We start from the raw sequence: 24554 nt of genomic DNA on the forward strand, positions 1-24554 counted from the left end.
TCAGGAGTTTCAGCGATCATGACCGTCGCCAAAGCCGAAGTTGTCATCACTTATTGCACCCAATGCCAGTGGTTGCTGCGCGCCGCATGGCTGGCGCAGGAACTGCTCAGCACCTTCGCTGACGACCTGGGCAAAGTGTCGTTGGTGCCGGGCACCGGCGGGGTGTTTCATATCACGTGTTCGGGCGTACAGATCTGGGAACGCAAGGCCGATGGTGGTTTCCCCGAGGCCAAGGTATTGAAGCAGCGGGTGCGCGATCAGATCGATCCTGACCGCGACCTCGGTCACAACGACCGCACTCAGTGAGAGGCGGCCTCGGCGGCGATGGTTTTCTTGTCGCTGCTGCCTGACATCCGCGCCGAGACCACGATCGCGACGATGATCAGCGCGCCACCGATGAGCATGCGCAGGGTTGGTGTTTCACTGAACAGCAGCCAGGCGATGGTGATGCCGTAAACCGGCTCCATGGCGAACACCACCGCTGCCGTGCGTGCCTTGATCACCGCGAGACTGGCGACGAACAGGCTGTGCGCTACGCCTGTGCAAAACACCCCGAGCAGGGCGATCCACAACCAGTCCAGCGCGCGCACCTCACTGAGCTGCGGCGCCGCGACGGGCAGCAGACACAACGCCACGACGACGTTCTGGCACAACGCCGCCTGCACCGCCGGGATGCGCCCGGAGCTGGCGCGGTTGGTCAGCGACAGCAGCGAGAACAACAGGCCGGACAGCACGGCCCAGAGCAAACCGATAGTTGCGCCGCTGCCCAGATCGAACGCCGGGGTTACCAGCACCAGACCGACGCTGACCAAGACCACCAGCACGATTTCATTGGCGCGGATGCGTTCGCGAAAGATCAGCCCTTCGAGAATCACGGTGAACGCCGGGAAACTGGCAAAGCCCAATGTCGCAATGGCCACCCCGGCGATCTTCACCGATACGAAAAAGCTCACCCAGTGACCGGCCAGCAACACACCGCTGAGCGCCAGGCGTCGCCAGTCCACCGCTTGCAGCTTTTGCCAGCCGCTCTGGCTGGCAAGTCGGGCGAAAAAGGCCAGGGCGAGCACGGCAAAAGCGGCGCGGCCGAACACGATTACTGCTGGCGACGCGGCAGCGAGTTTGCCGAACACACCGGTCAGGCCGAACATCAAAGCGCCGATATGCAGGGCGCCGAGGGCAGTACGCGGAGTCATTGCATTCCTTAATCCAGACACGATTCGATTGTTTGATCGTTCCCTGCGTGGGAACGATCATCAAAAGAGCGCCAGTCTAAAGGGCTGACATCGTGGCGTCTGTCATCCGATTCCTCAATTTTTGAACGATGTGCGCTGTCACACGACTGACTCACACTTGTCATGGTTGATTAACCGGGCACGCGCAGAGTGGCGAAAACATCGCAGAGGGTTGCCCATGACCAGCGCCGAGCTCGCCAGACCCAGTCGCAAACAACGGGTGCGAACCCTGTGGATCTCCGATGTGCACCTGGGCACGCGGGATTGTCAGGCCGAGCACTTGTCGCAATTTCTCAAGGGCTACCACGCCGACAAGGTCTATCTGGTCGGTGACATTATCGACGGCTGGAAACTGCGCAGCGGCATGTACTGGCCGCAGGCGCACACCAACGTCATCCGCCGATTGCTGACCATGAGCAAGCGCGGCACCGAGGTGATCTACGTCACCGGCAACCATGATGAATTCCTGCGGCGCTATTCGAAACTGATTCTGGGCAATATCCAGTTGGTCGACGAGGCCGTGCATGTCACGGCCGATGGTCGACATTTGTTGGTGATTCACGGCGACCAGTTCGACGTGATCACCCGTTATCACCGCTGGCTGGCGTTTCTCGGTGACTCGGCCTACGAGTTCACCCTGACGCTCAACCGCTGGCTCAATCACTGGCGTGCCCGTTATGGCTATGGTTACTGGTCGCTGTCGGCGTACCTGAAGCACAAGGTGAAGACCGCCGTCAGTTTCATCAGCGACTTTGAAGAAGCCATTGCGCACGAGTGTGTGAAGCGCGAACTGCATGGCGTGGTCTGCGGGCACATTCACCATGCCGAGATTCGCAAGGTCGGCGGGGTGGACTATCTCAACTGCGGCGATTGGGTCGAATCGTGCACGGCGTTGATCGAGCATTGGGATGGCACGATCGAGTTGTATCGACTGGCGGATGCGCAGGCGCGAGAGGCGGAATTGAAAGCGGCCAAAGTTGCCGAGATCGCTTAAAAGCAAAAGATCGCGGCCTTCGGCAGCTCCTACACAGATCTCATGTAGGAGCTGCCGAAGGCTGCGATCTTTTGATCTTAGGCCGGGCTGTGTTCTTCCATCGCAGCCTTGTAAATCGAGTTCTTCGGCTGCGCAAACAGCCGCTCCATCATCGGCTCGAAGAAACTCAGCGGCAGCGTGTCATACGCCGGATCAAACGCCGCCGCGTCGTATTTGGCGCAGAACTCGGCCGTGGCCTGAAACTGCGGATGATCCTTGAATTGCTCGCGCAGATGCCGATCCATGCCCAGGTGATGAAAGAAGTAATAGCCCTGAAAGATTCCGTGTTTTTCCACCATCCACAGATTTTCCGCACTCACGAACGGCTTGAGAATCGCCGCAGCGATGTCCGGATGGTTGTACGAGCCGAGGGTGTCACCAATATCATGCAACAGCGCGCAGACCACGTATTCCTCATCACGGCCGTCGCGAAAGGCGCGGGTCGCGGTTTGCAATGAGTGGGTCAGGCGATCCACCGGGAAACCGCCGAAGTCGCCTTCAAGCAGTTTCAGATGCGCGAGGATCCGCGACGGCAGCTGCCTGGCATAGGCACTGAAATCGGCGGCGATGATCGCCCAGTCTTCCTCGGTGCCGTCCTGCATATGGGTGAAGCGAGCATGGGCATTCATTGGCAGACCCTCATTCAGAACGCCACGCGACCGAGAATCATGTCGCGGTACATAACGAAATCGCCGAGCAGGCTGTACAGCGGGTGCTGAAAGGTCGCCGGGCGGTTCTTCTCGAAAAAGAAATGGCCGATCCAGGCGAAGCTGTAACCGGCCAGCGGCAACGCCAGCAACAGCAGCCAGGCGCTCTTGGCGATGCTCAGGGCGAGAATGAAGATGACCAGAGAAGTGCCGATGAAATGCAGGCGACGGCAGGTGCTGTTGCTGTGCTCGGCGAGGTAATACGGGTAGAACTCGGCGAAGCTGTTGAACTGCTTGATGTTTTCCACGACCGCGCTCTCTGTGGTGATTGTTCTGGCGACAAGTTGTGCGTCGGGTAGCTTATTTGAGTCTAGAGTGATCATTGGCGTGGGCCAGTGACAATCGGCGCCACTTTAGTATCCTTCGCAAATAGGGCGGTCACCTGCAGCCCGTCATGTAAAAGAATAACAACCATGAGCGAACGAACGACTTCTGCAAGCTGGGCGATGGGGATTGTCAAAGCGCTGGAGATGGACGGCCTGGATTGCCGGGTTCTGTTCAAGCAACTGGGGCTGGATTTCAGCGCCCTTGAAGATCCGGATGCGCGTTTTCCGCAGGACTCCATGACCCGGCTCTGGCAGCGCGCGGTGGAGGTCTCCGGCAACCCGGCGATCGGCCTGAACATGGGCAAAGTGGTGCGCCCGGCCTCGTTTCATGTCGCCGGCTACGCGCTGATGTCGAGCAAAACCCTGGCTGAAGGCTTCCAGCGTCTGGTGCGCTATCAACGCATCATTGCCGAAAGCGCCGACTTGAGTTTTCGCCTGCTCGATGAAGGTTACGCGCTGATTCTCACCGTTCACGGCGATCATCTGCCGCCGACCCGGCAGAGCGCTGAAGCGTCACTGGCCTGCGCATTGGCACTGTGTGGCTGGCTGACCGGGCGTCCGCTGCATCCGGTGAAAGTGCTGATCCAAGGCGATCAGCCGGCCAATCTGCAACCCTATAAAGAAGCTTTTCATGCGCCGCTGGTATTCGATGCGCCTTATGACGCGTTGATCTTCGAACAAGCCGACATGGAAGCGCCGCTGCCTACGGCCAACGAAGCCATGGCATTGCTGCATGATCGCTTTGCCGGGGAATATCTGGCGCGGTTTTCCGAAAGCCGCGTGACGCACCGGGCACGGCAGGTGCTGTGTCGTTTGCTGCCCCAGGGCGAACCCAAACGCGATACCGTGGCGCAGACCCTGCATTTGTCGCAACGTACCTTGCAACGCCGCTTGCAGGAGGAGGGCACCAGTTTTCAGCAGTTGCTCGATGACACCCGGCGTGAACTGGCCGAGCAGTATCTGGCGCAGCCGAGCATGACCTTGCTGGAGATTGCCTATCTGCTGGGATTTGCCGACCCGAGCAATTTCTTCCGTGCCTTTCGCCGCTGGTTCGACACCACGCCCGGCGACTACCGGGCGCGCTTGCTTCAGGCACCGAGCCCGGTCAGTGACGCCAGAACGCCGGAATACACAGCACAAACACCGTAATGATCTCCAGTCGGCCGAGCAGCATGCCGAACGACAGAATCCACTTGGCCGCATCCGGCAGCGTGGCGAAGTTGCCCGCCGGGCCGATGGTTTCGCCCAGACCCGGGCCGACGCCGGACACCGTGCTGGCGGCACCGGTCAGCGCAGTCATCCAGTCGACCCCGAGCAGCGACAGCAGCAGGGCGATGACGCAGATGGTGATGGCGAAGAAGAACGAGAAAGTCAGGATCGAACGGACGATCTCTTCGTCGAGGCGGTGACCGTTGTACTTCTGCTTGATCACCGCGCGCGGATGGATCAACTGGTTAAGGTTGGCCTTGAGCAGGATGTAGGCGACCTGGAAACGGAAAATCTTGATCCCGCCCGCCGTCGACCCGGAGCAGCCGCCGACAAAGCCCAGATAGAAAAACAGCATCAGCGAGAAGTTGCCCCACAGGCTGTAGTCACCGAGGGCAAACCCGGTGGTGGTGACCACCGAGGTCACGTTCAGCGCCACATGCCGCAGTGCTTCCAGCCAATGCAGCTTGGTGGTCCACCAGTACCAGGTGCCGAGCACCAACCAGGTCACCAGCAACATTGCCAGCAAGCCTTGCACCTGCTGATCCTTGATCAACGCCCGACGGTTGCCGCGCAGCGTCGCCACGTACAGGGTGAACGGCAGGCTGCCGAGAATCATGATGACGATCGCCACCCAGTGCACCGCCGGTTGCGTCCACTTGGCCAGCGACTGGTCAGAGGTCGAGAAACCACCGGTGGAAATCGCCGACATCGCGTGGTTGATCGCATCGAACGGGCTCATCCCCGCCCACCAGAACGCCAGACTGCCCAGAATCGTGATGCCGACGTAGGCCGCCACGATCAGCCGCGCCACCATGTGCGAACGGGGCATGACCTTTTCCGAGCGGTCCGAGGATTCGGTCTGGAACAGGCGCATGCCACCGATGCGCAGCAGCGGCAGAATCGCCACCGCCATGCCGATAAAGCCGATACCGCCGATCCAGTGCAACAGCGAACGCCACATCAGAATCCCCGGCGACATGTTGTCCAGGCCATTGAGCACGGTGGAACCGGTGGCGGTGATGCCGGACATGCTTTCGAAAAACGAGTCGGTGTAGCTGATGTGCTGGGTCAGCAGAAACGGCAGCGCGGCGAAAATGCACACCACCAGCCAACTGCTGACCGTCAGCAGATACATGTCGCGCGGGCGCAGGTGAATGTGTTCGGGTCGGCCGGGAATCACCAGGGCGAGGCCGGCGACGAAGGTGATCATGCTTGCCCAAAGGAACGACGGCAGGTCGCTGGTGCGCTCGAAAATCACCAGCGTGGCCATCGGCACGACCATGGCCACAGCCAGGGTGATCAGGAAGATGCCGATGATAAAACCAATGATCCGTAAGGTCGGCAACGCCATGAATTCCGCTCGGGCTGGTGGAAGAAGGGCGCCATTCTACCTGCGGGGCAAGGCATGTAAACCGGCAGGCGTTGCGCAGTTGCAGCTAGAATAGCCGCACATTTTTCAAAGGAGGTGGCCGATGCAGGCTCTCGACGCGTTGCTCAACCGTGTTTCCGTTCCCCGCCTGGTCGAACCGGCCCCCACTGCCGAGCAGCGTGAAGCCCTGTTTGGCGCGGCATTGCGTGCCCCGGATCACGGGCATTTGCAGCCGTACCGCTTTTTGACCGTCGAAGGCGCGGCACGTGAGCAAATGGGCGAGTTGCTCGCCGAAGCGGCCCGCCAGCAGGCCGGCGAAGTCACCGAAGCGATGATCGACAAGGCCCGTAACGGCCCACTTCGGGCGCCGCTGGTGGTTGTGGTAATCGCCAAATTGCAGGAACACGTGAAATATCCGAAGGCTGAGCAACTGCTCACGGCCGGCTGCGCGGCCCACGGGATTCTGCTGGCGGCGTATGCGCAGGGGATTGGTGCGGTATGGCGCACCGGGGATCTGGCGTATTCGAAACATGTCGCCGAAGGTTTGGGGCTGGTGGAAGGCGAGGAAGTCATCGCGTTCCTTTACCTTGGTACGCCGCAGAAAGAGCCGCGCGTGGCGGAGAAGGTCGATCTGGCCGAGTTCGTCAGCGCCTGGCCAGCTAAAGCCTGACCCCGATTTCAAACTGTGGGAGCGAGCCTGCTCGCGAAGACGGAGTGTCAGTGGTCATATTGGTTGACTGACACACCGCTTTCGCGAGCAGGCTCCCTCCCACATTTTTTGCTTCAGGGCTGGACGACGATACCTGGCACCAGCGGCAATTCCAGACTCGCCACAAACCCGCCCTGCGGATGATTGGCCAGCGTCAGCGTGCCGCCATGCCGTTCCGCCGCGCGTTTGGCAATCGCCAGTCCCAAGCCATGCCCGGCAGCCGTTTGCCCCGGCGCCCGATAGAATGGTTCGCCCAACTGACTCAGATGTTCCGCCTGCACGCCCGGCCCATGGTCGCGCACGCTGATGACAATCCGCTCGCCCTGCCGCGCAGCCTGCAATTCAATCGGCTGATCGCTCGGGTTGAAGCGCTGGGCGTTGCGCAGCAGATTATCCACGGCGCGTTCGATCATCGTTGGCCAGCCTTTGAGATTCAGTTGTGGCTCAGCTTGCAGGCGCACGGTCTGTTCGGGGGAGCTGAGCTGCGCATCCTTTTGCAGTGTGGCGAGCAACGCATTCAGGTCCACTTCTTCAGCGCTGGCGTTGTCGGCATCGACTCGCGCCAGCACCAGAATTTCACTGATCAACGCCTCCAGCCGATCACATTCACGGGTCAGCCGTGGCCAGAGTTTTTCGCGCTCCTCAGGATTGGCCCGCTCGGCCAAAGCCAAGGCAATACGCAGGCGCGCCAGGGGTGAGCGCAGTTCATGGGAGACATCACGCAGCAACTGCCGCTGACTGCCGATCAGGCTTTGCAGACGCGCGCCCATGCGGTTGAAATCGGTGGCGAGTACGCCGAATTCATCACGACGGTTGGCCAGTTTCGCCAGACTGTTCTGCTGATAAGTGGTCTGCCCCAGATCATGCACCGCGCCGCGCAAGCGACTGAGCGGGCGGGTGATCGAGAAGGTCACGAGCAAACTGAACAGGGTCAGCACCACCAGTGCAATACCCAGCGCACTCAGCGGCCAGAGCAGGCTTTCGCGGTGCCAGGCGTCGAGTTCCGGGTGCGGGATGCGGTAGATGAACAGGTAGGTGTCACCGGTTTTTTCGCTGGTGATCTCGTCGGTCAGACGCCGCCACGGCAGACGGCGATCGTCGTTGTTCTGCCGCGCTTCGAACGCTGCGGCGCGACGCGGGAAGGTGCCACGCACCACCGGGTCGCCGGTTTCGTTGAGCACCTGAACGTCGATGTGATACTGGCGTTTGCGTTGTTCAAGAATGTCCTGCGCCGCTTCTTCGCCCTGGGCCTCGTAGGTCTGCGTCCATTCTGCCGCCAGCGTGTTGAGGCCGGGATGGCGGCTCAGGATCCACGCGTCCTGATTGAGCATGTGCCCAAGCAGGATCGACAGCCCGGCTACCAGAGCGATGGCCAGCCAGAAGCTCGCAAGAATCCGCCAGAACAGTGAACGCACAGAAACTCCTAAAACAAACACAATTGCAACTGTAGGAGTGAGCCTGCTCGCGATAGCGGTGTGTCAGTCAATTGATGCTTTTCTGACACACCGCTATCGCGAGCAGGCTCACTTCTACAATTGGATCAGTGAAAACAGGCCCGACGAGGTGAGTCGTCGGGCCCTTGGTCAGCGCATTATTGCGCCTTTTGTGCCTGCTGCGCTTTCCAGGCCTTGAACTCGGCCCATTCGGCGCGGCGTTCGGCGCGTTTTTTCTGGATCTCGTCGAACTGCTTCTGTTGCTCAGGTTTCAGCAGCGCGCGGACATCGGATTCGGCTTTCTTGTGGTTGGCCGCGATCTCGTCCTTCATGGCTTTCTGGTCGGCCGGCGAGAGTTTTTCCAGGTACTTGTCGACCACCTGCTTACGCTCATGCATCTGCTCGCCCATGATCTTGCGAATCTGCTCGCGCTGTTCGCGGGTCAGGTCGAGCTGACTGTACGGACCTTTGCCGTGCATGCCGCCGTGCATCTGACCGCCGTGGCGCGGGCCATCCAGTGGACCACCGAGCGGACCGCCATCTTGCGGCATGGCCATGGCCACGGTTGGCAGAGCGGCAGCGAACATCAGAGCGATAAGAGTCTTGCGCATGGTGTATCTCCTTGTCTCGTTCCCGGTACGTTCCGGATGAGTGCAGATTACGCAGATCAAGGTCAGCGGCGGTCAGCGCAGCGTAAAGCTTCGGTAAAGACGCTTCGTGCCCGGCCTTACACAAATGCTGTGCTGGAGCTGCAGAAGGCTGCGATCTGATCGTTCCCACGCTCTGCGTGGGAATGCAGCCGAGGACGCTCTGCGTCCTACAGCCTGAAGATCGCCGCCTTGGGCAGCTCGTACACGGAACAGATGGTTTTATAGGCTGTAGTAGTAACCACGGCTACGCAGCGCAACGATGCGCGGGCGGCCGTCGGGGTGGGGGCCGATTTTCTTGCGCAGGTTGCTGACGTGCATGTCGAGGCTGCGGTCGTACAGGGTCAGCTTGCGGCCGAGGGCCAGTTGCGCCAGTTCCTGTTTGTCCAGCGGCTCGCCAGGTTGCTTGAGCAGGGCTTCGAGCAGGCGGCTCTCGGAGACGGTGAGGGTCAGTTCTTTTTCGTCGATACTGACCACCCCGCGCACCGGGCTGAAACTCAGGTCGCCCAGCTCAAGCTGCGTCGATACGGCGGCGGGATGGCTGCGGCGCAACACGGCGCGCAGGCGCGCGGTCAGCTCGCGGGGGTCGCAGGGTTTGGCCAGGTAATCGTCGGCGCCCAGTTCGAGGCCGAGGATGCGGTCCAGCGGTTCGCCGCGCGCCGAAAGCATCAGCACCGGCAGGTCCGCATGGTCGTTGCGCAATTGCTTGAGCAGTTCCAGACCGCTGCCGTCGGGCAGCATCACGTCCAGCACTACCGCCGCCGGGGCGGTTTCGGCCAACGCCTTGCGCGCGCTCTGGCCGTCGTGGCAGGCGCGCACCTGGAAGCCTTCCTGGCTCAACCAGCTACTCAGGAGTTCGCACAACTCCTGGTCATCATCAATCAATAACAGCTCGCTCATGACTCACTCAATTTAGCCATTGCCGACGTTTTCGGCTTGCACCGCTGGCAAAGATACCGCAGAGCAGCGCCAATAGCGCTACCCCGGCGCCAGTGACGAACCACTGCTGTTGATCGGTCAGCAAACGCGGCAACGGGCTGGCCTGGGCTTCCTTGAGTTGCAGCTTCAGACGCTGGTTCTCCTGGCGCAACCGGGCGAGCTGGGCGCTTTCGCGGGTGTTGTCGGCGTTCTGCAGTTGTTTGTTCAGTTCTTCGCGCTGCTGTTCACTGGCCTTGAGCCGCTGTTGCAGCTCGGTGATCTGGCTGCCGGCGCTCAATGACAATGGCGTGGAGCTGCCGCTTTCGGTGGTTTCCTCACCATGGGCGGGGGCCATGATCGACAACGTGAGCAACATCAGACACAACGGACCCTTGCGCATCGCGACACCTGTTTCCAAATGGATATTGGGCAGGTTGTCGGCAGGCAAACGAGAATAATGAGCGATTGAGAGCGCGATGAACCGCGAAGGTTCATCGCGTGGAAGGACTTAAGGCAGGACTTGCTTGAACGGCTTGACGATCACGTTGGCATAAACGCCAGCGGCGATGTACGGATCGGCGTCGGCCCAGGCCTGGGCGGCGCTCAGGGAATCGAACTCGGCGACGATCAGGCTGCCGGTGAAACCCGCTGCGCCAGGATCATTGCTGTCGACCGCCGGGTGCGGGCCGGCCAGCACGATGCGGCCTTCGCCCTTGAGCGCTTGCAGGCGTTCCAGATGGGCAGGGCGCGCGGACAGGCGGGCTTCGAGCGAGTTGGCAACGTCGGTGGCAATGATGGCGTAGAGCATGTCAGTCCTCGGTTTTTGGCGTTGTGGTATCGGTGTCATGCAAGTGGCGCGACAGGTAGATGCCCTGTGCGACCAGGAACAGCACGGTCATGCCCAGGCTGCCGAACACCTTGAAGTCGACCCAGATCCTCTGGAAGGTGAAAGCGACGAACAGGTTGGCGGCGCCGCAAAACAGGAAGAAGCCGATCCAGGCGATGTTCAGGCGCGTCCAGACCGGGTCCGGCAGGGCCAGCGCGTGGCCCATGATGCGTTTGATCAACAGGCGATCACCGATGAAGTGACTGCCGATGAAGGCCGCAGCGAACAGCCAGTTGACCACTGGCGCTTTCCATTTCAGGAAGGTTTCGCTGTGGAAGGCCAGCGTCAGGCTGCCGAATACCAGGCAGGCGATCAGCGTCAGCCATTGGCTCTTTTCCAGCTTGCGCTGTTTGATGAACAGCGCGCCATACACCACCAGCGAGCTGATGATCAGCATCGCCGTGGCGCTGTAGATACCGCCTACAGTCACTTGCTGGCCGGCGATGTCGACGACCCGTGGATCAAGTTTGTAAACGATGAAGAACAGCAGAAGCGGGATGAAATCGATGAATTGTTTCACAGTGAGAGCCAGAAGCTGGATGTGGCGGCATAATAACAAACATATGGGCGCGCGATAGCGCCAGCTGATTTGAGGTTACAACTCCCCGTGAATGTTGATTTGCACTGCCACAGCACGGCCTCCGACGGCGCCCTGGCGCCCGCGGTTCTGGTTGCGCGTGCGTTCGAGAACGGCGTGCGGGTCCTGGCGTTGACCGACCACGACACCCTCGAAGGCCTCGCCGAAGCGCGTACGGCGGCGACCGCGTTGGGCATGCAACTGGTCAACGGCGTCGAATTGTCCTGCACTTGGGGCGGGGCAACCATTCATGTGCTCGGCTACGGTTTCGACGTCAACGCCGCACCATTGGTCGAAGCGATCGCGAAATTGCACGATGGCCGCTGGCTGCGGTCGGAAGAAATAAGCCGCAAACTCGCTCTCAAGGGCATGCCCGGTGCCCTCGACGGCGCCCGGCAGGTCCAGCAGGAACTGGGCGACAGCGGCAACGCGCCGGCCCGGCCGCATTTTGCCGACTGGATGGTGCGTGAAGGGTATGTAAAGGATCGCGCCGAGGCGTTTCGCAAATGGCTCGGTGCCGGCAAGCTCGGCGACGTCAAGCTGCACTGGCCGACCCTGGAAGACACCGTCGGCACCCTGCGCGCCGCCGGTGCCTGGGTCAGCCTGGCGCATCCCTGGCACTACGATTTCACCCGCAGCAAACGCCGAAAGCTGATTGCCGACTATATTCAAGCAGGCGGGCATGCGATCGAGGTGGTCAATGGCCATCAGCCCGCGGAACAGGTCGGCAGCCTGGCAATCCTTGCCCGCGAGTTCGGTCTGCTGGTCAGCGCCGGCAGTGACTTCCATGGCCCTGGCGGCTGGTCCGAGATCGGCCAGTACCGGCCGGTTCCCGAGGACCTTCCACCCCTGTGGTGTCGGTTCAAACATGACACAGATATTGCCGCCGTCTGAACAGGTAGAGAATGTGAGTCAATTTTTCCAGATCCATCCGGAAAACCCGCAAGCGCGCCTGATCAAACAGGCAGTCGAGATCATCCGCAAGGGCGGGGTGGTGATTTATCCTACGGACTCGTCCTACGCCATCGGTTGCCAGATCGGCGACAAGACCGCCATCGAGCGGGTGCGACGTCTGCGCCAGCTCGATGAAAAGCACAATTTCGCGCTGATCTGCAGCGACCTGTCGCAACTGGGCAACTACGCCAAGATCGACACCGGCACCTTCCGCATTCTCAAGGCGCATCTGCCGGGGCCTTACACGTTTATTCTCAACGCTACCCGCGAAGTACCGCGCCTGTTGCTGCATCCGAAGAAACGCACCATCGGCCTGCGCGTGCCCAGCCATCCGATCGCGCTGGCGCTGCTGGCCGAACTCGGCGAGCCACTGATGAGCGTGACGCTGATCATGCCTGGTGACGAAGATCCGTTGACCGATCCGTACGAAATGCGCCAGTTGCTCGAGCACCAGGTCGATCTGATCATCGATGGCGGTTTCGGCGGCATCAAAGCCTCGACGGTGATTGACCTGACCGGCGACGACCCGGAAGTGGTCCGCGTCGGTTGCGGCGATCCGACGCCGTTCATGGTCGAGGCCTGAATGTCCGCAGTGGAAACCGTGGTCGATCCCCAGGCCGGCGCCCAGCAGGAACTGCCATTTGCCATGGTCTATGGCCAGGCAGTCATGGAGATGCCGCTGGACCTGTACATCCCGCCGGATGCGCTGGAAGTCTTCCTTGAAGCCTTCGAAGGTCCGCTCGACCTGCTGCTGTACCTGATCCGCAAACAGAACATCAATATCCTCGACATCCCGGTGGCGGAAATCACCCGCCAGTACATGGGCTACGTCGAGTTGATGCAATCGGTGCGGCTGGAGCTGGCCGCCGAGTATCTGGTGATGGCGGCGATGCTCGCCGAGATCAAATCGCGCATGCTCCTGCCCCGGGCGGAAACCGTCGAAGATGAAGAAGACGACCCGCGCGCCGAACTGATCCGCCGCTTGCAGGAATACGAGCGCTTCAAGGCTGCCGCCGAAGGCATCGACGGCTTGAGCCGGGTCGGTCGCGATGTGATCGTGCCCAAGCTCGATGCCCCGGAAGCGCGGGCACGCAAGCTGTTGCCCGATGTCGCGCTGGAAGAAATCCTGATGTGCATGGCCGAAGTGCTGCGCCGTGGCGACATGTTCGAAAGCCACCAGGTCAGCCGCGAGGCGCTGTCCACCCGCGAGCGCATGAGCGATGTGCTGGAACGGCTCAAGGGCGGCGGCTTCGTGCCGTTTGTCGAGCTGTTCACCGCCGAAGAGGGGCGCCTGGGTGTGGTGGTGACCTTTATGGCGATCCTTGAACTGGTCAAGGAATCCTTGGTCGAGCTGGTGCAGAATGAGCCGTTCGCCGCGATCCACGTGCGAGCCCGAGCCGAATAACGAGTCCATACATGAACCTGACTGAACCCCGCGAGCTGGCGCCCCTGCTTGAAGCCTTTCTGTTGGCCTCGGGAAAGCCGCAATCCCTCGAGCGCCTGTTTGAACTGTTCGAAGAAGGCGAGCGGCCGGAGCCGGCGGTCTTCAAGAAAGCCCTGACCCTGCTCGGCAAGTCCTGCGAGGGTCGCGCGTTCGAGCTCAAGGAAGTCTCGTCAGGCTATCGTTTGCAGATCCGCGAGAAGTTTTCGCCGTGGGTCGGCCGACTCTGGGAGGAGCGCCCACAGCGCTATTCCCGCGCCTTGCTGGAAACCATCGCGCTGATCGCCTATCGCCAACCGATCACCCGTGGCGAGATCGAAGACGTGCGTGGCGTCGCGGTCAACAGCAACATCGTCAAGACCTTGCTCGAGCGTGAGTGGATTCGCGTCGTCGGCTACCGCGACGTGCCGGGCAAACCGGCGATGTTCGCCACGACCAAGGCGTTTCTCGATCACTTCAACCTGAAAAACCTCGAAGACCTGCCGCCGCTGGCCGAATTGCGCGAAATGGAAGCCGAACCGGTGCTCGACTTCGACGACTCGCCGGTGCCGCAGAGTCTGCAGGAACTGGCCGACGCCAGCACCGAGCCGGAGGAGGAAAAGGAAGAAACCAGTTTCCATTCGTTGTTGCTGGAGCTGGACAGCATGGAGGAGGGGATCAAGACCGACTTCGACGACTTGCTGCGTGATGCGGTGGATGGCGAAGCGCCGGTGTCTGAGCCTGAGATCATCGAGCCGGTTGTCGAAGTTGAAGTTGAACTTGAAGCCGCGCCCGACGCCGAACCGGAAGAAGACATTCTAGGCGTCGCCGAAGCCCGGGAAAAACTCCTGGCCGCTGTCGCCGCCCTCGAACAGCCGGAAGTGGAACTCAGCGAAGAAGAAGCCGAAGCCCGCGCACTGGCCGAAGCCATCGAAGCCGAACGGCGCGAGTTCGACGATTGAGGCCTATTGAGAAACCAGTGGAGACCCTTGTGGGAGCGAGCCTGCTCGCGAAGGCGGTGTGTCGGATACATCAATACTGAATGACACTGCGCCTTCGCGAGCAGGCTCGCTCCCACAGGGTGAAATGTCGTTCTGGAGATTGCGATGAGCTCAACCAAAGACCCCTGCATCAGCCTCTGCAAATTCTCCGACGACATCTGCCTCGGCTGTGGCCGCAGCAAACGCGAGATCAAGGCCTGGAAAAAGCTCGACAAGGACGACAAGCGCACCGTGCTGGCTGAAGCCGCGCTGCGTCTGATCAAACTCGGCGGTGCCGGTCGGCGGAAAAAGAAATAACCTCGACGTGATCGACTAGTCTCTGATGCGCGACGGCGCACATCCGCGTATGATTCGCGACCCTTCGCCGATCCCTTCGGCCGAATACCCAGATTTCAATGCTTCAGGCGCCGCCTGAACAGACCACACCGGGAGGTGCCCAGATGAGTGACATCAATCAGAAAGACGACCAGGAAATCGGCCCAGCAGGCGAAAAGCTGCAGAAAGTCCTCGCCCGTATCGGCGTCGGCTCGCGCCGTGACGTCGAAGCCTGGATCAGCCAGGGCCGGATCAAGGTCAATGGCAAAGACGCCACCCTCGGCCTGCGCGTCGACATGCACGACGCCATCACCATCGATGGCAAGGTGATCAAGCGCGAAGAGGCCGCCGAATCGGTGCGCCGCGTGATCATGTACAACAAGCCTGACGGCGAAATCTGCACCCGCGACGACCCGGAAGGCCGTCCAACCGTGTTCGATAAGCTGCCGCGTCCGAAAGAAGGCCGCTGGATCAATATCGGCCGTCTCGACATCAACACCACCGGTCTGCTGATGTTCACCACCGACGGTGAGCTGGCCAACCGTCTGATGCACCCGTCCTACGAGATGGACCGTGAGTACGCTGTGCGTGTACGCGGTGAAGTCGACGACGAGATGATCGAACGCCTCAAGGCAGGCGTGGTGCTGGAAGACGGTCCGGCGCGTTTCACCGACATTCAACAGGCCCCGGGCGGTGAAGGCTTCAACCACTGGTACCACTGCGTGGTCATGGAAGGGCGCAACCGTGAAGTGCGTCGTCTGTGGGAATCGCAAGGTCTGGTGGTCAGCCGTCTGAAGCGCGTGCGCTTCGGTCCGGTGTTCCTCAACTCCGACCTGCCGATGGGCCGCTGGCGCGAAATGAGTCAGTACGAAGTTGACGTGCTCAGCGCCGAAGTTGGCCTGACGCCGGTGGCAATGCCGCAACTGAACGCCAAGAGCAAGGACAAGCTCGAGCGCATGCAGCGCAAATCGTCGCGGCCGATGGCCAAGACCGAGCGCGTGCGCACCCTGCGTCCAGCCGCTGGCGCACCGACCGGGCCGCGCCCGGGCCGCGAGCCGCAGATCGAAGGCGAGCGTCCAGGTCGCAAACCGGTTGCCCGTGACGGCGAGCGCGCACCGCGTCCGGCCAACGGTCGTACTGAACGTGGCGAACGCGGCGCTCCTGCCGGTCGCGGTACGCCAGTAGCGGATCGCCCAGCCGATACCACCAACAAGCGCCCGGCTAAGCCTGCGCCAAAGCGTCCGGGGATCAAGCTGGTCGACGGCGACAAGCCCTCGGGCAAGCGTCGCGGCGCACCGGCCGGCTCGGGTCAGCGCCCCGGTTTCGGACGCAAGAAGCCGGAGTGATCGGGTTTAGCGTCGACTGAAAAAACGCCAACCTCAGGGTTGGCGTTTTTTTTCGTCTGGCGAAAGTCTGTGCTGACACCGATCGTTCCCACGCTCTGCGTGGGAATGCCTCAACGGACGCTCCGCGTTCGGCTTTGGAAGGGACGCGGAGCGTCCCGGACTGCATTCCCACGCGGAGCGCGGGAACGATCATCTGCGGCTTACATAAATCCCCTGTGGGAGCGAGCCTGCTCGCGAAGGCGTCAGTCGCCTAAAACACAAACCGCCCATCAAACACCGGCTTGTCATCCAGCGCCAACACCCCGCCAGAAAAGATCAGGTCCAGGTGATGGCTGCCCTTGGCCCCGCCGCCCAGGCCGAGATGCAGCCCACAGTGCCGTTCTTCGAAGCCGGCGTTGCGCGCATACAGGACTTTCACGCCTTCGTTGGTGCCAATCCCCAGTTCCTCGATCCGCCGATTCGACGGGTTGGCGTCCAGGTATTTGTTGAAGTCATGTTCCAGCCACGGTACGTCGGTGACGATGCGGCTGATGGTCGAGTTCTCGATCCACAGTTCCAATTCTTAAATAGACCTTTTGTTCTGTTTTTCTGGATCGGTTTTCTTGTTTGAAAACAAAAAACTGGGTGACTGAATTCGATAGCAAGCTAGCTACCGTCAAGATGCAGACATCCTTCGGAAATTTCTGATTCGGAAAATTTACGTTACGGAGTGTAAAGAAAAGCTGACGATTGGGCGCGGTGTATACGGTGCTTTCACGTGTTGCGCGCGCTTGTAAGGAAAAGCTTCCGTACCCCGTTCGATCGGGCGCTGCGCGAGGCTCTGGTGCGCTTGTTTCCAGCGTTCAGGCAGGGTGAGATGCGCGGCATGCCTGTGGTGCAGGCCAATAACAAGAAGGAGGCGCAATGAACGCCGCGACTGATTTCCACTTCTCCCCGTGGGACGGTTTTCTCCTCGTCCCCGTCGATGGCCCGCAACGGCCTGACTCATATTTTGCAGCCGCTCGAGACTGTCGAGGCGGACACACGCAATCCCGGCAACCGACACGCTGATCAGGCGGGTCTGGCAGCAGGGGGTTAGCGGTGTACAATGCGCCGCGTTTTAACTGTGACCCTCTGCGTAATCGCAAAATCTCGAGGCTATCCGCCTTGTTCACTCCGCCGCGCCACAAGCGTGCCGGGTTCGATTTCGTCACAGATAAAAACAAACAGGTGACGCATGACCGTTGTAAATAAGCTGAACTCCTGGTGCCTGCGCTGGGGTTTGATCGGGGCTGCCTGAAATCGCAACCTTGCAGCAACGTCTACTGAACATCATCAAACCTTGCGTGAGACCTTTTTCATGAGTGGACAACCCTCGCAATCAGGCGAGCTGAAACGCGGCCTGAAAAATCGCCATATTCAACTGATCGCCCTCGGTGGCGCGATTGGTACCGGATTGTTCCTCGGCTCGGCCGGGGTACTGAAATCCGCCGGCCCGTCGATGATTCTCGGCTACGCCATCTGCGGCTTCATCGCCTTCATGATCATGCGCCAGCTCGGCGAGATGATCGTTGAAGAGCCGGTGGCCGGTTCCTTCAGCCATTTCGCGCATAAATACTGGGGCGGTTTCGCCGGTTTCCTCTCGGGCTGGAACTGCTGGATTCTGTACATCCTGGTAGGCATGTCCGAGCTGACCGCGGTCGGCAAGTACATTCATTACTGGGCGCCGGACATCCCGACCTGGGCCTCCGCTGCGGCATTCTTTGTATTGATCAACGCGATCAACCTGGCCAACGTCAAAGTCTTCGGTGAAGCCGAGTTCTGGTTTGCGATCATCAAGGTCGTGGCCATCGTCGGCATGATCGCCTTGGGCAGCTACCTGCTCGTCAGCGGCCACGGCGGCCCGCAAGCCTCGGTGAGCAACCTGTGGTCCCACGGCGGTTTCTTCCCCAACGGCGTGAGCGGTCTGGTCATGGCCATGGCGATCATCATGTTTTCCTTCGGCGGTCTGGAAATGCTCGGTTTTACCGCGGCTGAAGCCGACAAACCGAAAACCGTGATTCCTAAAGCAATCAATCAGGTGATCTACCGCATCCTGATTTTCTACATCGGCGCGCTGGTAATCCTGCTGTCGCTGACGCCGTGGGACAGCCTGCTGGAAACCCTTAACGCGTCCGGCGATTCCTACAGCGGCAGCCCGTTCGTGCAAGTGTTCTCGATGCTCGGCAGCAATACCGCTGCGCACATCCTCAACTTCGTCGTACTGACCGCCGCGTTGTCGGTGTACAACAGCGGCACCTACTGCAACAGCCGCATGCTGCTGGGCATGGCCGAGCAGGGCGATGCGCCGAAAGCGCTGGCGAAGATCGACAAGCGCGGCGTGCCGGTGCGCTCGATTCTGGCTTCGGCGGCAGTGACCCTGGTTGCGGTGCTGCTCAACTACCTGATCCCGCAACATGCGCTGGAACTGCTGATGTCGCTGGTGGTTGCAACGCTGGTGATCAACTGGGCGATGATCAGCTACTCGCACTTCAAGTTCCGCCAGCACATGAACCAGACCAAACAGACGCCATTGTTCAAGGCGCTGTGGTACCCGTACGGCAACTTCGTCTGCCTGGCGTTCGTGGTGTTCATCCTCGGCGTGATGCTGCTGATCCCGGGGATTCAGATCTCGGTGTACGCGATTCCGGTGTGGGTGGTGTTCATGTGGGTCTGCTACCTGATCAAGAACAAGCGCAGTGTGCAGCCAGTGGTGGCTGCAACAGCGAAATAACTGCGCATGCAGAAACAACAAACCCGGCCAGAGTGCCGGGTTTGTTGTTTTCAGGGTCAACGCAAATCCCCTGTAGGAGTGAGCCTGCTCGCGAAGGCGCAATACCAGAACCACATTTACCGACTGACACACCGCCTTCGCGAGCAGGCTCGCTCCCACAGGAGTTGAGTGAATCAGGTTATCCTGCACGCTCTGATTACGGACGCTTTTCCATGCTGGTGATTTCCAACAATGTGCATCTGCCGGATGCCGAGATCGAGTTGACCGCCATCCGCGCGCAAGGCGCGGGTGGGCAGAACGTCAACAAGGTCTCCAGCGCCATGCACTTGCGCTTCGACATTCCTAACTCGTCGTTACCGGAGTTCTACAAGGAACGCCTGCTCGCACTGCGCGACAGCCGTATCACCAGCGACGGCGTGCTGATCATCAAGGCGCAGCAATATCGCACCCAGGAAGCCAACCGTGCCGACGCGCTGGAGCGGCTGGTCGAGCTGATTCTCAGCGCCACCAAAGTGGAAAAGAAACGCCGCCCGACCAAGCCGACCCTCGGCTCGAAGAAGCGTCGGCTGGAGTCGAAAACCAAGCGCGGCAGCATCAAGGCCGGGCGCGGCAAAGTGGACTTTTAAAAAGCTGCAGTCCGAGTAGGCAATCGGTAGTTGTATCGCTTTTTTATAGTTTTTTATTCTAACTGACTGTCATATCTGACAGGTGTGCTTCATTGCTGAAATGGATTTAATGAGTCTTGTAATTCTTTAATTCAAGGAAAGTATATGAAGGACTCATTTGATTCCAGTAATCACGAAACCGGCCGTGGCACTCCCGATAATAATTTTGGAGTTGGCAGCAAAGTCTATCTATATGGAGCAGGTCGTCGGCGTCTTCAGGCACGGGCCGTGACTACTCTTACTCAGCCAGACAGGATTCTCTGCGGTGCAACCTCCGAAGAGTTAGAAACGACTTACTTGTTCATGCTGGATGGAAGAGGTGTTATTGATGAAGGTTTCGGCGAGGCGGGTGGCGCTATTTTCAAACTCTCGGAGTTTTTCCCGGATTGGGGGTTGGCGCTTCCATACAGCGTAAAGTTTGATGTTAACCTTCGCAAATATCTAATGGGGTTCTTCGTTCAGAAAGAAGGTGTTAACCGCGCTAGTGGGTTGGCCCGATTTGAATTGAATGGGCAGCTTGATGCGTCGTTTGGCAAAAAAGGTGTCATGATCTGGAATCCGGAAATACAAGATGTGGCGCCTGAGGATTCTACTGCGCATGTAGCGCAGGTAATATCGAATGCGAAAGGTCGCGATTACCACGGCGCCATGGAGTTACTGGACGACGGAGGAGTGTTGCTACTGACCTCGCTTGATTACAATTATTCTGACCTTGCCTATGTAGTAAAAGTAAAAAATGACGGGGCTCTTAATGAAAATTTCGGGAATGGCGGGTCGCTGAGGATCGTTCGAGAAGGCGCAAATCTTTCGGTTACCGGGGAGGATCTTGTTCGACAGGGAGATAACTATCTCGTCGCGGCTTCAACGGGTATTAGTGATAAACGTTGGTTTGTCGGCAGGTATGATGCAAAGGGTGATGTTGACCCCAGCTTTGGAGTCAATGGCTATTATGACGGGCAGCCTTCGGTTAAAAACGTGATTTTGAAGCGTGACGATAGATCTCAGTTTTACCTGGTAGGTACGTCGAACAATGGCGTTCCGCAGTATCTGTTTTTCCAGCTTCAACGTCGCGGGATGAATGGTGAAGAAGATGGCCATTTTGGGGAGCAAGGATGGGGGGCTAGTGTAGGTGACGACTTTAACGACACTTATATATTAAAAGCAGCTCTCTATAATTCGGCATCAACTATCGTCTTGGCGGGTCAAGCTGATTTGCGTAGGGAAGAAGGCAGCCAGGCATTCATTGCCAGTATCGAGCAAGATATGGGCTGGGATGGGGCGTTTGGTGATAACGGGAGGGTGTTGTTACCCAAAGGACAAGTGATTCATGATCTCGTGCTCCAGGAGGATCGCAAGATTGTATTTATTTCGAGCCTGAGTGGAGCGCCCGACAGTTACGCCATCGTCCGTTTAATTGGCTAAGGCGCGCCGGCGGAAATAGTGTTGGCCGTTCAGCGTCGGCTGAATGGCCAACAATGCGCGATGACTAAAAGTGGTGCTTTGGCGCAACTCGGAACAAATATGCACTCAGAATCAAACCGCTCAACGCCGCGAAAGCCGCGAACAGAAAGATCGAAGCAAAGCCGAACCCGGCGGCAATCGCCCCGGCCAATGGCCCGGTGATCCCCAGCGACAAATCAATGAACAGTGAATAGGCACCGACCGCCGCGCCACGGCTCGAAGCTGGCACCAGATTCACCGCCTCCACGCCCAGTGCCGGGAATACCAGCGAGAAGCCAAAGCCGCTCAGCGCCGCGCCGGCCAATGCCCAGTGCGCATCCGGTGCGATCCACAACAGCAACAGCCCCAAGGTTTCCACCGACAGGCAGGCGATAGCCACGCGGAAGCCGCCGAGGCGGTTGATCAGGTTGCCGAAGAGCAGTCGCGCGCCGATGAAGCTGGCGCCGAACAGGCTTAGGCACAGCACCGCGTTGTCCCAATGCTGGGTTGCGTAATACAGGGTGATGAAGGTGGCGATGGTGCCGAAGCCAATCGAGCCCAGCGCCAGTCCGCAGCCGTGGGGGAAAACTTTGCCCAGCACGTGCATGAACGGCAGACGTTCACCGGCGACGATCGGCGCCGCGGTCTTCGGCCAAGCCAGCGCGAGGCCGAGCAGGGCGAGGAGGATGATGCTCACGCCCATGCTCCACAAGCCCAGCCGGCTCACCAGCCACACACCGAACGGCGCGCCGATCGCCAGAGCGCCGTAACTGGCGATGCCGTTCCAGGAAATCACTTTCGCGGTATTCGCTGCGCCTACGCGACCGATGCCCCAACCAATCGAGCCGGAACCGACCAGACTCTCGGCGCTACCCAGTACCAGGCGGCCGATCAGCAGGCTGATCAGGCTGAGCAGCGGCAGGTTCGGTGTCCACGCGGAAATCAGCATGAACACACCGCTCAAGCCGCAACCCGCGAGGCCAATCATCACCGCGCGTTTGCTGCCCTGGTTGTCGATGATCTCGCCGGCATACGGACGGCTGAGCAGGGTGGCGAGGTATTGCACGCTGATCACCAGGCCGGCGATCACCGCACCGAAACCAAGGTCACTGTGAACGTAGCCCGGCAACACGGCGAGCGGAATGCCGATGTTCAGGTAACCGATAAAAGTGAAAAGGACGATGGAGACTACTTGCAGCGTAACCGCCAGGGGGCGCTGGGGTTCGGATATAGACGACATGGGTAACGATCCACGGGAGCAGCAGATTAGACAGGCTGCTCATGATACCGGCGTGAACCGTTCAGAGGCGGGGAAAAGTAAAACTATTTGCCGGGCGGCGCTTTCAGGATTTCGCCGGGGCAACCAGTTGCGTGGTGACGAGGGCGGCGAGGGCGTTTTCTTCGCTGCCGAAACGTTCGAGCAGGGCAGCTTGCTTCTCGGGTGAGAGGCGATTCCAGATCTCGATCATTTTCTCGGTGGCGCCGATCAGTACGGCAGCTTGGCTTTCGGAGAATTCGTCGGTCATGGCGGGCTCGGGTTCAGGCAGTGTGGAAAGCGCATGTTAGCGCTTTCCACACGGTCTGTACGGCGGGTCTTACTCTTCGCTGTCGGCTTTGCGGCTGTCAGCGGCTTCTTGCGGCTCGGGCTTTTCAGCGCCGGCGTGTTGCGGGGTCGTCTGCTCAGGTACGTGCAGGCTCGGGAAGGGGAGATTGGGGATCTCGTGCATGGTTGCGCTCCTCGCTAAGTCTGTTGATAGATCAGGTGCTCCGCGCTTTTACAAAGCTTGCGCAGGATACAGCAGGAAAAATGACAATCAGACTTTTAATTCAAATTAATGCGACAGATGGCCGCAGGGGAGGGCACCTCCCAAAGGTCACCACAAAACAAATGTGGGAGCGAGCCTGCTCGCGAAGGCAGTGTCGATCGTTCCCACGCTCCGCGTGGGAATGCAGCCCGGGACGCTCTGCGTCCCAAAGCGGACGCAGAGCGTCCGAAGAGGCATTCCCACGCAGAGCGTGGGAACGATCAGTCGGGCGGGGGGATTATTTGCAGGCGTCGGCAATGGCGTCCGCCAGCGATGCGAGGCGGGTGGCGTCGATGCCGGCGACGTTCGCCCGGCCCGAACTAACCATGTACACACTGTGGCGTTCGCGCAGGTGCTTCACCTGTTCTGGTGACAGGCCGGTGTAGGAGAACATCCCGCGTTGCACACCAATGTGCGCAAAACGCTCGCGCAAACCATGCGGTTCCAGCGCCTCGACAAGGCCGCTGCGCAACTGCGCGATACGCATACGCATTGCTTCCACTTCATCGGCCCAGCGCGCTTTAAGCTCTGGGTCGGCGAGGATGGTCGCGACCACTGCTGCGCCGTGGTCCGGCGGTGTCGACCACAAATTGCGGGCGATATTGGCCAGTTGGCTGCGGATGTCGATGAGCTTGTCGGCGCTGGTCGCGCAGACGATCAGCGCACCGGTACGGTCGCGATACAGGCCGAAGTTCTTCGAGCAGGAACTGGTGATCAACAGCTCTGGCACCTGCGCCGCGAACAACCGGGTCGACCAGGCGTCCTGCTCCAGACCATCACCAAAACCCTGATAGGCGAAGTCGATCAGCGGCAGCAGATCGCGGCTGCGCACCACTTCCAGCACGCGCTTCGAGTCGTCATGGCTCAGGTCGAAACCGGTCGGGTTGTGGCAGCACGCATGCAACAGCACCACGTCGCCCTTCGGCACTTCCCTGAGCACGGCGAGCATGGCTTCGATGTCGAGGCGGTTGTCGCTGCCGACGTACGGGTAGTGGCTGACCTTGACCTTGGCAGCGGCGAAAATGGTTTCGTGGATCGGCCAGGTCGGGTTGCTCAACCACACGCCTTTGCCCGGCAGGCATTGGGCGATGAAGTCGGCGGCCAGGCGCAGGGCGCCGGTGCCGCCCGGGGTCTGGGTGGCGCCGGCGCGTTGTTCGGCGATCAGTTGTGAGTCAGCGCCGAGCACCAACTCATTGATGACCTTGCCGAACAGCGGATTGCCGTGGCCACCGATGTAGGTTTTGGTGTCCTGGCTTTCGACCAGCCGCGCTTCGGCGATTTTCACTGCTTCCGGGATCGGCGTCAGGCCCTGGGCGTCCTTGTAGACGCCAACCCCGAGGTCGAACTTGCGCGGATTGGCATCCTGCGCATAGGCCTCCATCAAACCGAGGATCGGATCGCCGGGGACCCGGCCGATGGCGTCGAAGTGCATTACTTGCGTCCTTCTGCGGTCTTCGCCACTTCGTCAGTGCGCGCAGCCATGATGAAGTCGTTGCGGTGCAGGCCTTTGATCGAGTGGCTCCACCAGGTCACGGTGACTTTGCCCCATTCGGTCAACAGGCCCGGGTGGTGACCTTCGGCTTCGGAGATTACGCCCACGGCGTTGGTGAACGCCAGCGCGTGTTTGAAGTTCTTGAACAGGAAAACTTTCTCCAGCTGCATGATGCCGTCGCGTACTTCGATGTTCCAGTCAGGGATCTGCTTGATCAGGATCGGCAGTTCTTCATCGCTGACTTGTGGCGCATCGGCGCGGCAGGCTTCGCAGTGGGCTTGGTTCAAAGTCGACATGGTGTATTCCTGAAAACGAGTG

General features: G+C 60.0%; 29 protein-coding genes and 1 pseudogene. 14 read left to right on the top strand and 16 right to left on the bottom strand.

Going from position 1 to position 24554, the window contains the following annotated elements; genetic code table 11:
• The first annotated feature begins 18 nt into the window (after window positions 1–18).
• Window positions 19–306, top strand: a complete 288-nt coding sequence (locus J2Y90_RS13235) for a SelT/SelW/SelH family protein (protein ID WP_253500310.1) — start codon at window positions 19–21, stop codon at window positions 304–306.
• Here J2Y90_RS13235 and J2Y90_RS13240 read toward each other — a convergent pair.
• Complete coding sequence (locus J2Y90_RS13240; protein ID WP_253500312.1) at window positions 300–1193, bottom strand: DMT family transporter; 894 nt, start codon at window positions 1191–1193, stop codon at window positions 300–302. The two genes, J2Y90_RS13235 and J2Y90_RS13240, sit on opposite strands and share 7 nt — an antisense overlap.
• A gap of 217 nt (window positions 1194–1410) precedes the next feature.
• On the opposite strand from J2Y90_RS13240, the gene J2Y90_RS13245 reads away from it, so the two are divergent.
• Window positions 1411–2226, top strand: a complete 816-nt coding sequence (locus J2Y90_RS13245; protein ID WP_016771137.1) for a UDP-2,3-diacylglucosamine diphosphatase — start codon at window positions 1411–1413, stop codon at window positions 2224–2226.
• Between the two features lie 77 nt (window positions 2227–2303).
• Here the strand turns inward: J2Y90_RS13245 and J2Y90_RS13250 are convergent, their stop codons facing one another.
• Together J2Y90_RS13250 and J2Y90_RS13255 are read right to left on the bottom strand one after the other, a co-directional pair.
• Window positions 2304–2894: an HD domain-containing protein gene (locus J2Y90_RS13250; protein WP_253500314.1), complete on the bottom strand. Its 591-nt coding sequence runs from the start codon at window positions 2892–2894 to the stop codon at window positions 2304–2306.
• 14 nt (window positions 2895–2908) lie between these two features.
• Window positions 2909–3220 carry a DUF962 domain-containing protein gene (locus J2Y90_RS13255; protein WP_130910813.1) on the bottom strand — a complete coding sequence of 104 codons (312 nt, stop codon included), beginning with the start codon at window positions 3218–3220 and terminating at the stop codon, window positions 2909–2911.
• A gap of 165 nt (window positions 3221–3385) precedes the next feature.
• Between J2Y90_RS13255 and J2Y90_RS13260 the strand changes: the two genes are divergently transcribed.
• A complete protein-coding gene (locus J2Y90_RS13260) occupies window positions 3386–4447 on the top strand; it encodes an AraC family transcriptional regulator (RefSeq protein ID WP_253500316.1) in 1062 nt (353 codons plus the stop codon).
• On the opposite strand, the gene J2Y90_RS13265 is transcribed toward J2Y90_RS13260, so the two are convergent.
• Window positions 4404–5858: a TrkH family potassium uptake protein gene (locus J2Y90_RS13265; RefSeq protein WP_038363735.1), complete on the bottom strand. Its 1455-nt coding sequence runs from the start codon at window positions 5856–5858 to the stop codon at window positions 4404–4406. The two genes, J2Y90_RS13260 and J2Y90_RS13265, sit on opposite strands and share 44 nt — an antisense overlap.
• Before the next feature lie 121 nt (window positions 5859–5979).
• Here J2Y90_RS13265 and J2Y90_RS13270 point away from each other — a divergent pair, with 121 nt between their 5' ends.
• Complete coding sequence (locus J2Y90_RS13270; RefSeq protein ID WP_253500318.1) at window positions 5980–6546, top strand: nitroreductase family protein; 567 nt, start codon at window positions 5980–5982, stop codon at window positions 6544–6546.
• A gap of 113 nt (window positions 6547–6659) precedes the next feature.
• Here J2Y90_RS13270 and J2Y90_RS13275 read toward each other — a convergent pair whose 3' ends face one another.
• The 6 genes from J2Y90_RS13275 to J2Y90_RS13300 all read right to left on the bottom strand — a co-directional run bounded on the left by J2Y90_RS13275 (window position 6660) and on the right by J2Y90_RS13300 (window position 10989).
• Window positions 6660–8000 carry a sensor histidine kinase gene (locus tag J2Y90_RS13275; protein ID WP_253500320.1) on the bottom strand — a complete coding sequence of 447 codons (1341 nt, stop codon included), beginning with the start codon at window positions 7998–8000 and terminating at the stop codon, window positions 6660–6662.
• Window positions 8001–8176: 176 nt separating this feature from the next.
• Complete coding sequence (locus J2Y90_RS13280; RefSeq protein ID WP_042607494.1) at window positions 8177–8629, bottom strand: Spy/CpxP family protein refolding chaperone; 453 nt, start codon at window positions 8627–8629, stop codon at window positions 8177–8179.
• 258 nt (window positions 8630–8887) lie between these two features.
• Window positions 8888–9565 (bottom strand): response regulator transcription factor, encoded by a 678-nt coding sequence (locus J2Y90_RS13285; RefSeq protein ID WP_016771129.1) that lies wholly within the window; start codon window positions 9563–9565, stop codon window positions 8888–8890.
• A 7-nt stretch (window positions 9566–9572) separates the two neighbouring features.
• Window positions 9573–9983, bottom strand: coding sequence for a translation initiation factor 2 (locus J2Y90_RS13290; protein ID WP_016771128.1), 411 nt, complete (start codon window positions 9981–9983; stop codon window positions 9573–9575).
• A gap of 108 nt (window positions 9984–10091) precedes the next feature.
• Entirely contained in the window at window positions 10092–10391 is a 300-nt protein-coding gene (locus tag J2Y90_RS13295; protein WP_016771127.1) for a YciI family protein, read from the bottom strand.
• Window position 10392: 1 nt separating this feature from the next.
• Window positions 10393–10989 carry a septation protein A gene (locus J2Y90_RS13300; RefSeq protein WP_253500322.1) on the bottom strand — a complete coding sequence of 199 codons (597 nt, stop codon included), beginning with the start codon at window positions 10987–10989 and terminating at the stop codon, window positions 10393–10395.
• 87 nt (window positions 10990–11076) lie between these two features.
• Here J2Y90_RS13300 and J2Y90_RS13305 point away from each other — a divergent pair, with 87 nt between their 5' ends.
• From J2Y90_RS13305 to rluB, 6 genes are all read left to right on the top strand, one after another.
• Window positions 11077–11940, top strand: a complete 864-nt coding sequence (locus tag J2Y90_RS13305) for a PHP domain-containing protein (RefSeq protein ID WP_253500324.1) — start codon at window positions 11077–11079, stop codon at window positions 11938–11940.
• Window positions 11941–11953: 13 nt separating this feature from the next.
• Window positions 11954–12583 (top strand): L-threonylcarbamoyladenylate synthase, encoded by a 630-nt coding sequence (locus J2Y90_RS13310; protein WP_041478985.1) that lies wholly within the window; start codon window positions 11954–11956, stop codon window positions 12581–12583.
• 123 nt (window positions 12584–12706) lie between these two features.
• Window positions 12707–13405, top strand: a complete 699-nt coding sequence (locus tag J2Y90_RS13315; RefSeq protein ID WP_172828192.1) for a segregation and condensation protein A — start codon at window positions 12707–12709, stop codon at window positions 13403–13405.
• An 11-nt stretch (window positions 13406–13416) separates the two neighbouring features.
• A complete protein-coding gene (gene scpB, locus J2Y90_RS13320; protein WP_253500326.1) occupies window positions 13417–14382 on the top strand; it encodes an SMC-Scp complex subunit ScpB in 966 nt (321 codons plus the stop codon).
• Between the two features lie 144 nt (window positions 14383–14526).
• Window positions 14527–14718, top strand: coding sequence for a DUF1289 domain-containing protein (locus J2Y90_RS13325; RefSeq protein WP_016771121.1), 192 nt, complete (start codon window positions 14527–14529; stop codon window positions 14716–14718).
• Window positions 14719–14861: 143 nt separating this feature from the next.
• A complete protein-coding gene (gene rluB / locus J2Y90_RS13330) occupies window positions 14862–16082 on the top strand; it encodes a 23S rRNA pseudouridine(2605) synthase RluB (RefSeq protein WP_039761212.1) in 1221 nt (406 codons plus the stop codon).
• Between the two features lie 250 nt (window positions 16083–16332).
• Here rluB and J2Y90_RS13335 read toward each other — a convergent pair.
• A pseudogene (locus tag J2Y90_RS13335) lies at window positions 16333–16641 on the bottom strand (leucyl aminopeptidase); the annotation flags it as partial.
• A 198-nt stretch (window positions 16642–16839) separates the two neighbouring features.
• On the opposite strand from J2Y90_RS13335, the gene J2Y90_RS13340 reads away from it, so the two are divergent.
• The 4 genes from J2Y90_RS13340 to J2Y90_RS13355 all read left to right on the top strand — a co-directional run bounded on the left by J2Y90_RS13340 (window position 16840) and on the right by J2Y90_RS13355 (window position 20921).
• Window positions 16840–16989, top strand: a complete 150-nt coding sequence (locus tag J2Y90_RS13340; protein ID WP_253500328.1) for a hypothetical protein — start codon at window positions 16840–16842, stop codon at window positions 16987–16989.
• Between the two features lie 432 nt (window positions 16990–17421).
• Window positions 17422–18834 carry an amino acid permease gene (locus J2Y90_RS13345; RefSeq protein WP_253500330.1) on the top strand — a complete coding sequence of 471 codons (1413 nt, stop codon included), beginning with the start codon at window positions 17422–17424 and terminating at the stop codon, window positions 18832–18834.
• 212 nt (window positions 18835–19046) lie between these two features.
• Window positions 19047–19460 (top strand): alternative ribosome rescue aminoacyl-tRNA hydrolase ArfB, encoded by a 414-nt coding sequence (arfB, locus tag J2Y90_RS13350; protein WP_016771119.1) that lies wholly within the window; start codon window positions 19047–19049, stop codon window positions 19458–19460.
• 144 nt (window positions 19461–19604) lie between these two features.
• Window positions 19605–20921 (top strand): hypothetical protein, encoded by a 1317-nt coding sequence (locus tag J2Y90_RS13355; RefSeq protein ID WP_253500332.1) that lies wholly within the window; start codon window positions 19605–19607, stop codon window positions 20919–20921.
• Window positions 20922–20985: 64 nt separating this feature from the next.
• Here the strand turns inward: J2Y90_RS13355 and J2Y90_RS13360 are convergent, their stop codons facing one another.
• From J2Y90_RS13360 to J2Y90_RS13375, 5 genes are all read right to left on the bottom strand, one after another.
• Window positions 20986–22170: an MFS transporter gene (locus J2Y90_RS13360; RefSeq protein ID WP_253505161.1), complete on the bottom strand. Its 1185-nt coding sequence runs from the start codon at window positions 22168–22170 to the stop codon at window positions 20986–20988.
• A gap of 112 nt (window positions 22171–22282) precedes the next feature.
• A complete protein-coding gene (locus J2Y90_RS13365) occupies window positions 22283–22465 on the bottom strand; it encodes a hypothetical protein (RefSeq protein ID WP_039761215.1) in 183 nt (60 codons plus the stop codon).
• 69 nt (window positions 22466–22534) lie between these two features.
• A complete protein-coding gene (locus J2Y90_RS26525; protein WP_016771117.1) occupies window positions 22535–22666 on the bottom strand; it encodes a hypothetical protein in 132 nt (43 codons plus the stop codon).
• Between the two features lie 316 nt (window positions 22667–22982).
• On the bottom strand, window positions 22983–24176 hold the full coding sequence (locus J2Y90_RS13370) for an amino acid aminotransferase (RefSeq protein ID WP_253500334.1): 1194 nt from the start codon (window positions 24174–24176) through the stop codon (window positions 22983–22985).
• Window positions 24176–24532, bottom strand: coding sequence for a 4a-hydroxytetrahydrobiopterin dehydratase (locus tag J2Y90_RS13375; protein WP_253500336.1), 357 nt, complete (start codon window positions 24530–24532; stop codon window positions 24176–24178). The genes J2Y90_RS13370 and J2Y90_RS13375 overlap by 1 nt, the downstream gene beginning before the upstream one ends.
• Window positions 24533–24554 lie beyond the last annotated feature (22 nt).

It is taken from the genome of Pseudomonas koreensis, assembly GCF_024169245.1.
GTDB lineage: Bacteria > Pseudomonadota > Gammaproteobacteria > Pseudomonadales > Pseudomonadaceae > Aquipseudomonas > Aquipseudomonas koreensis_F.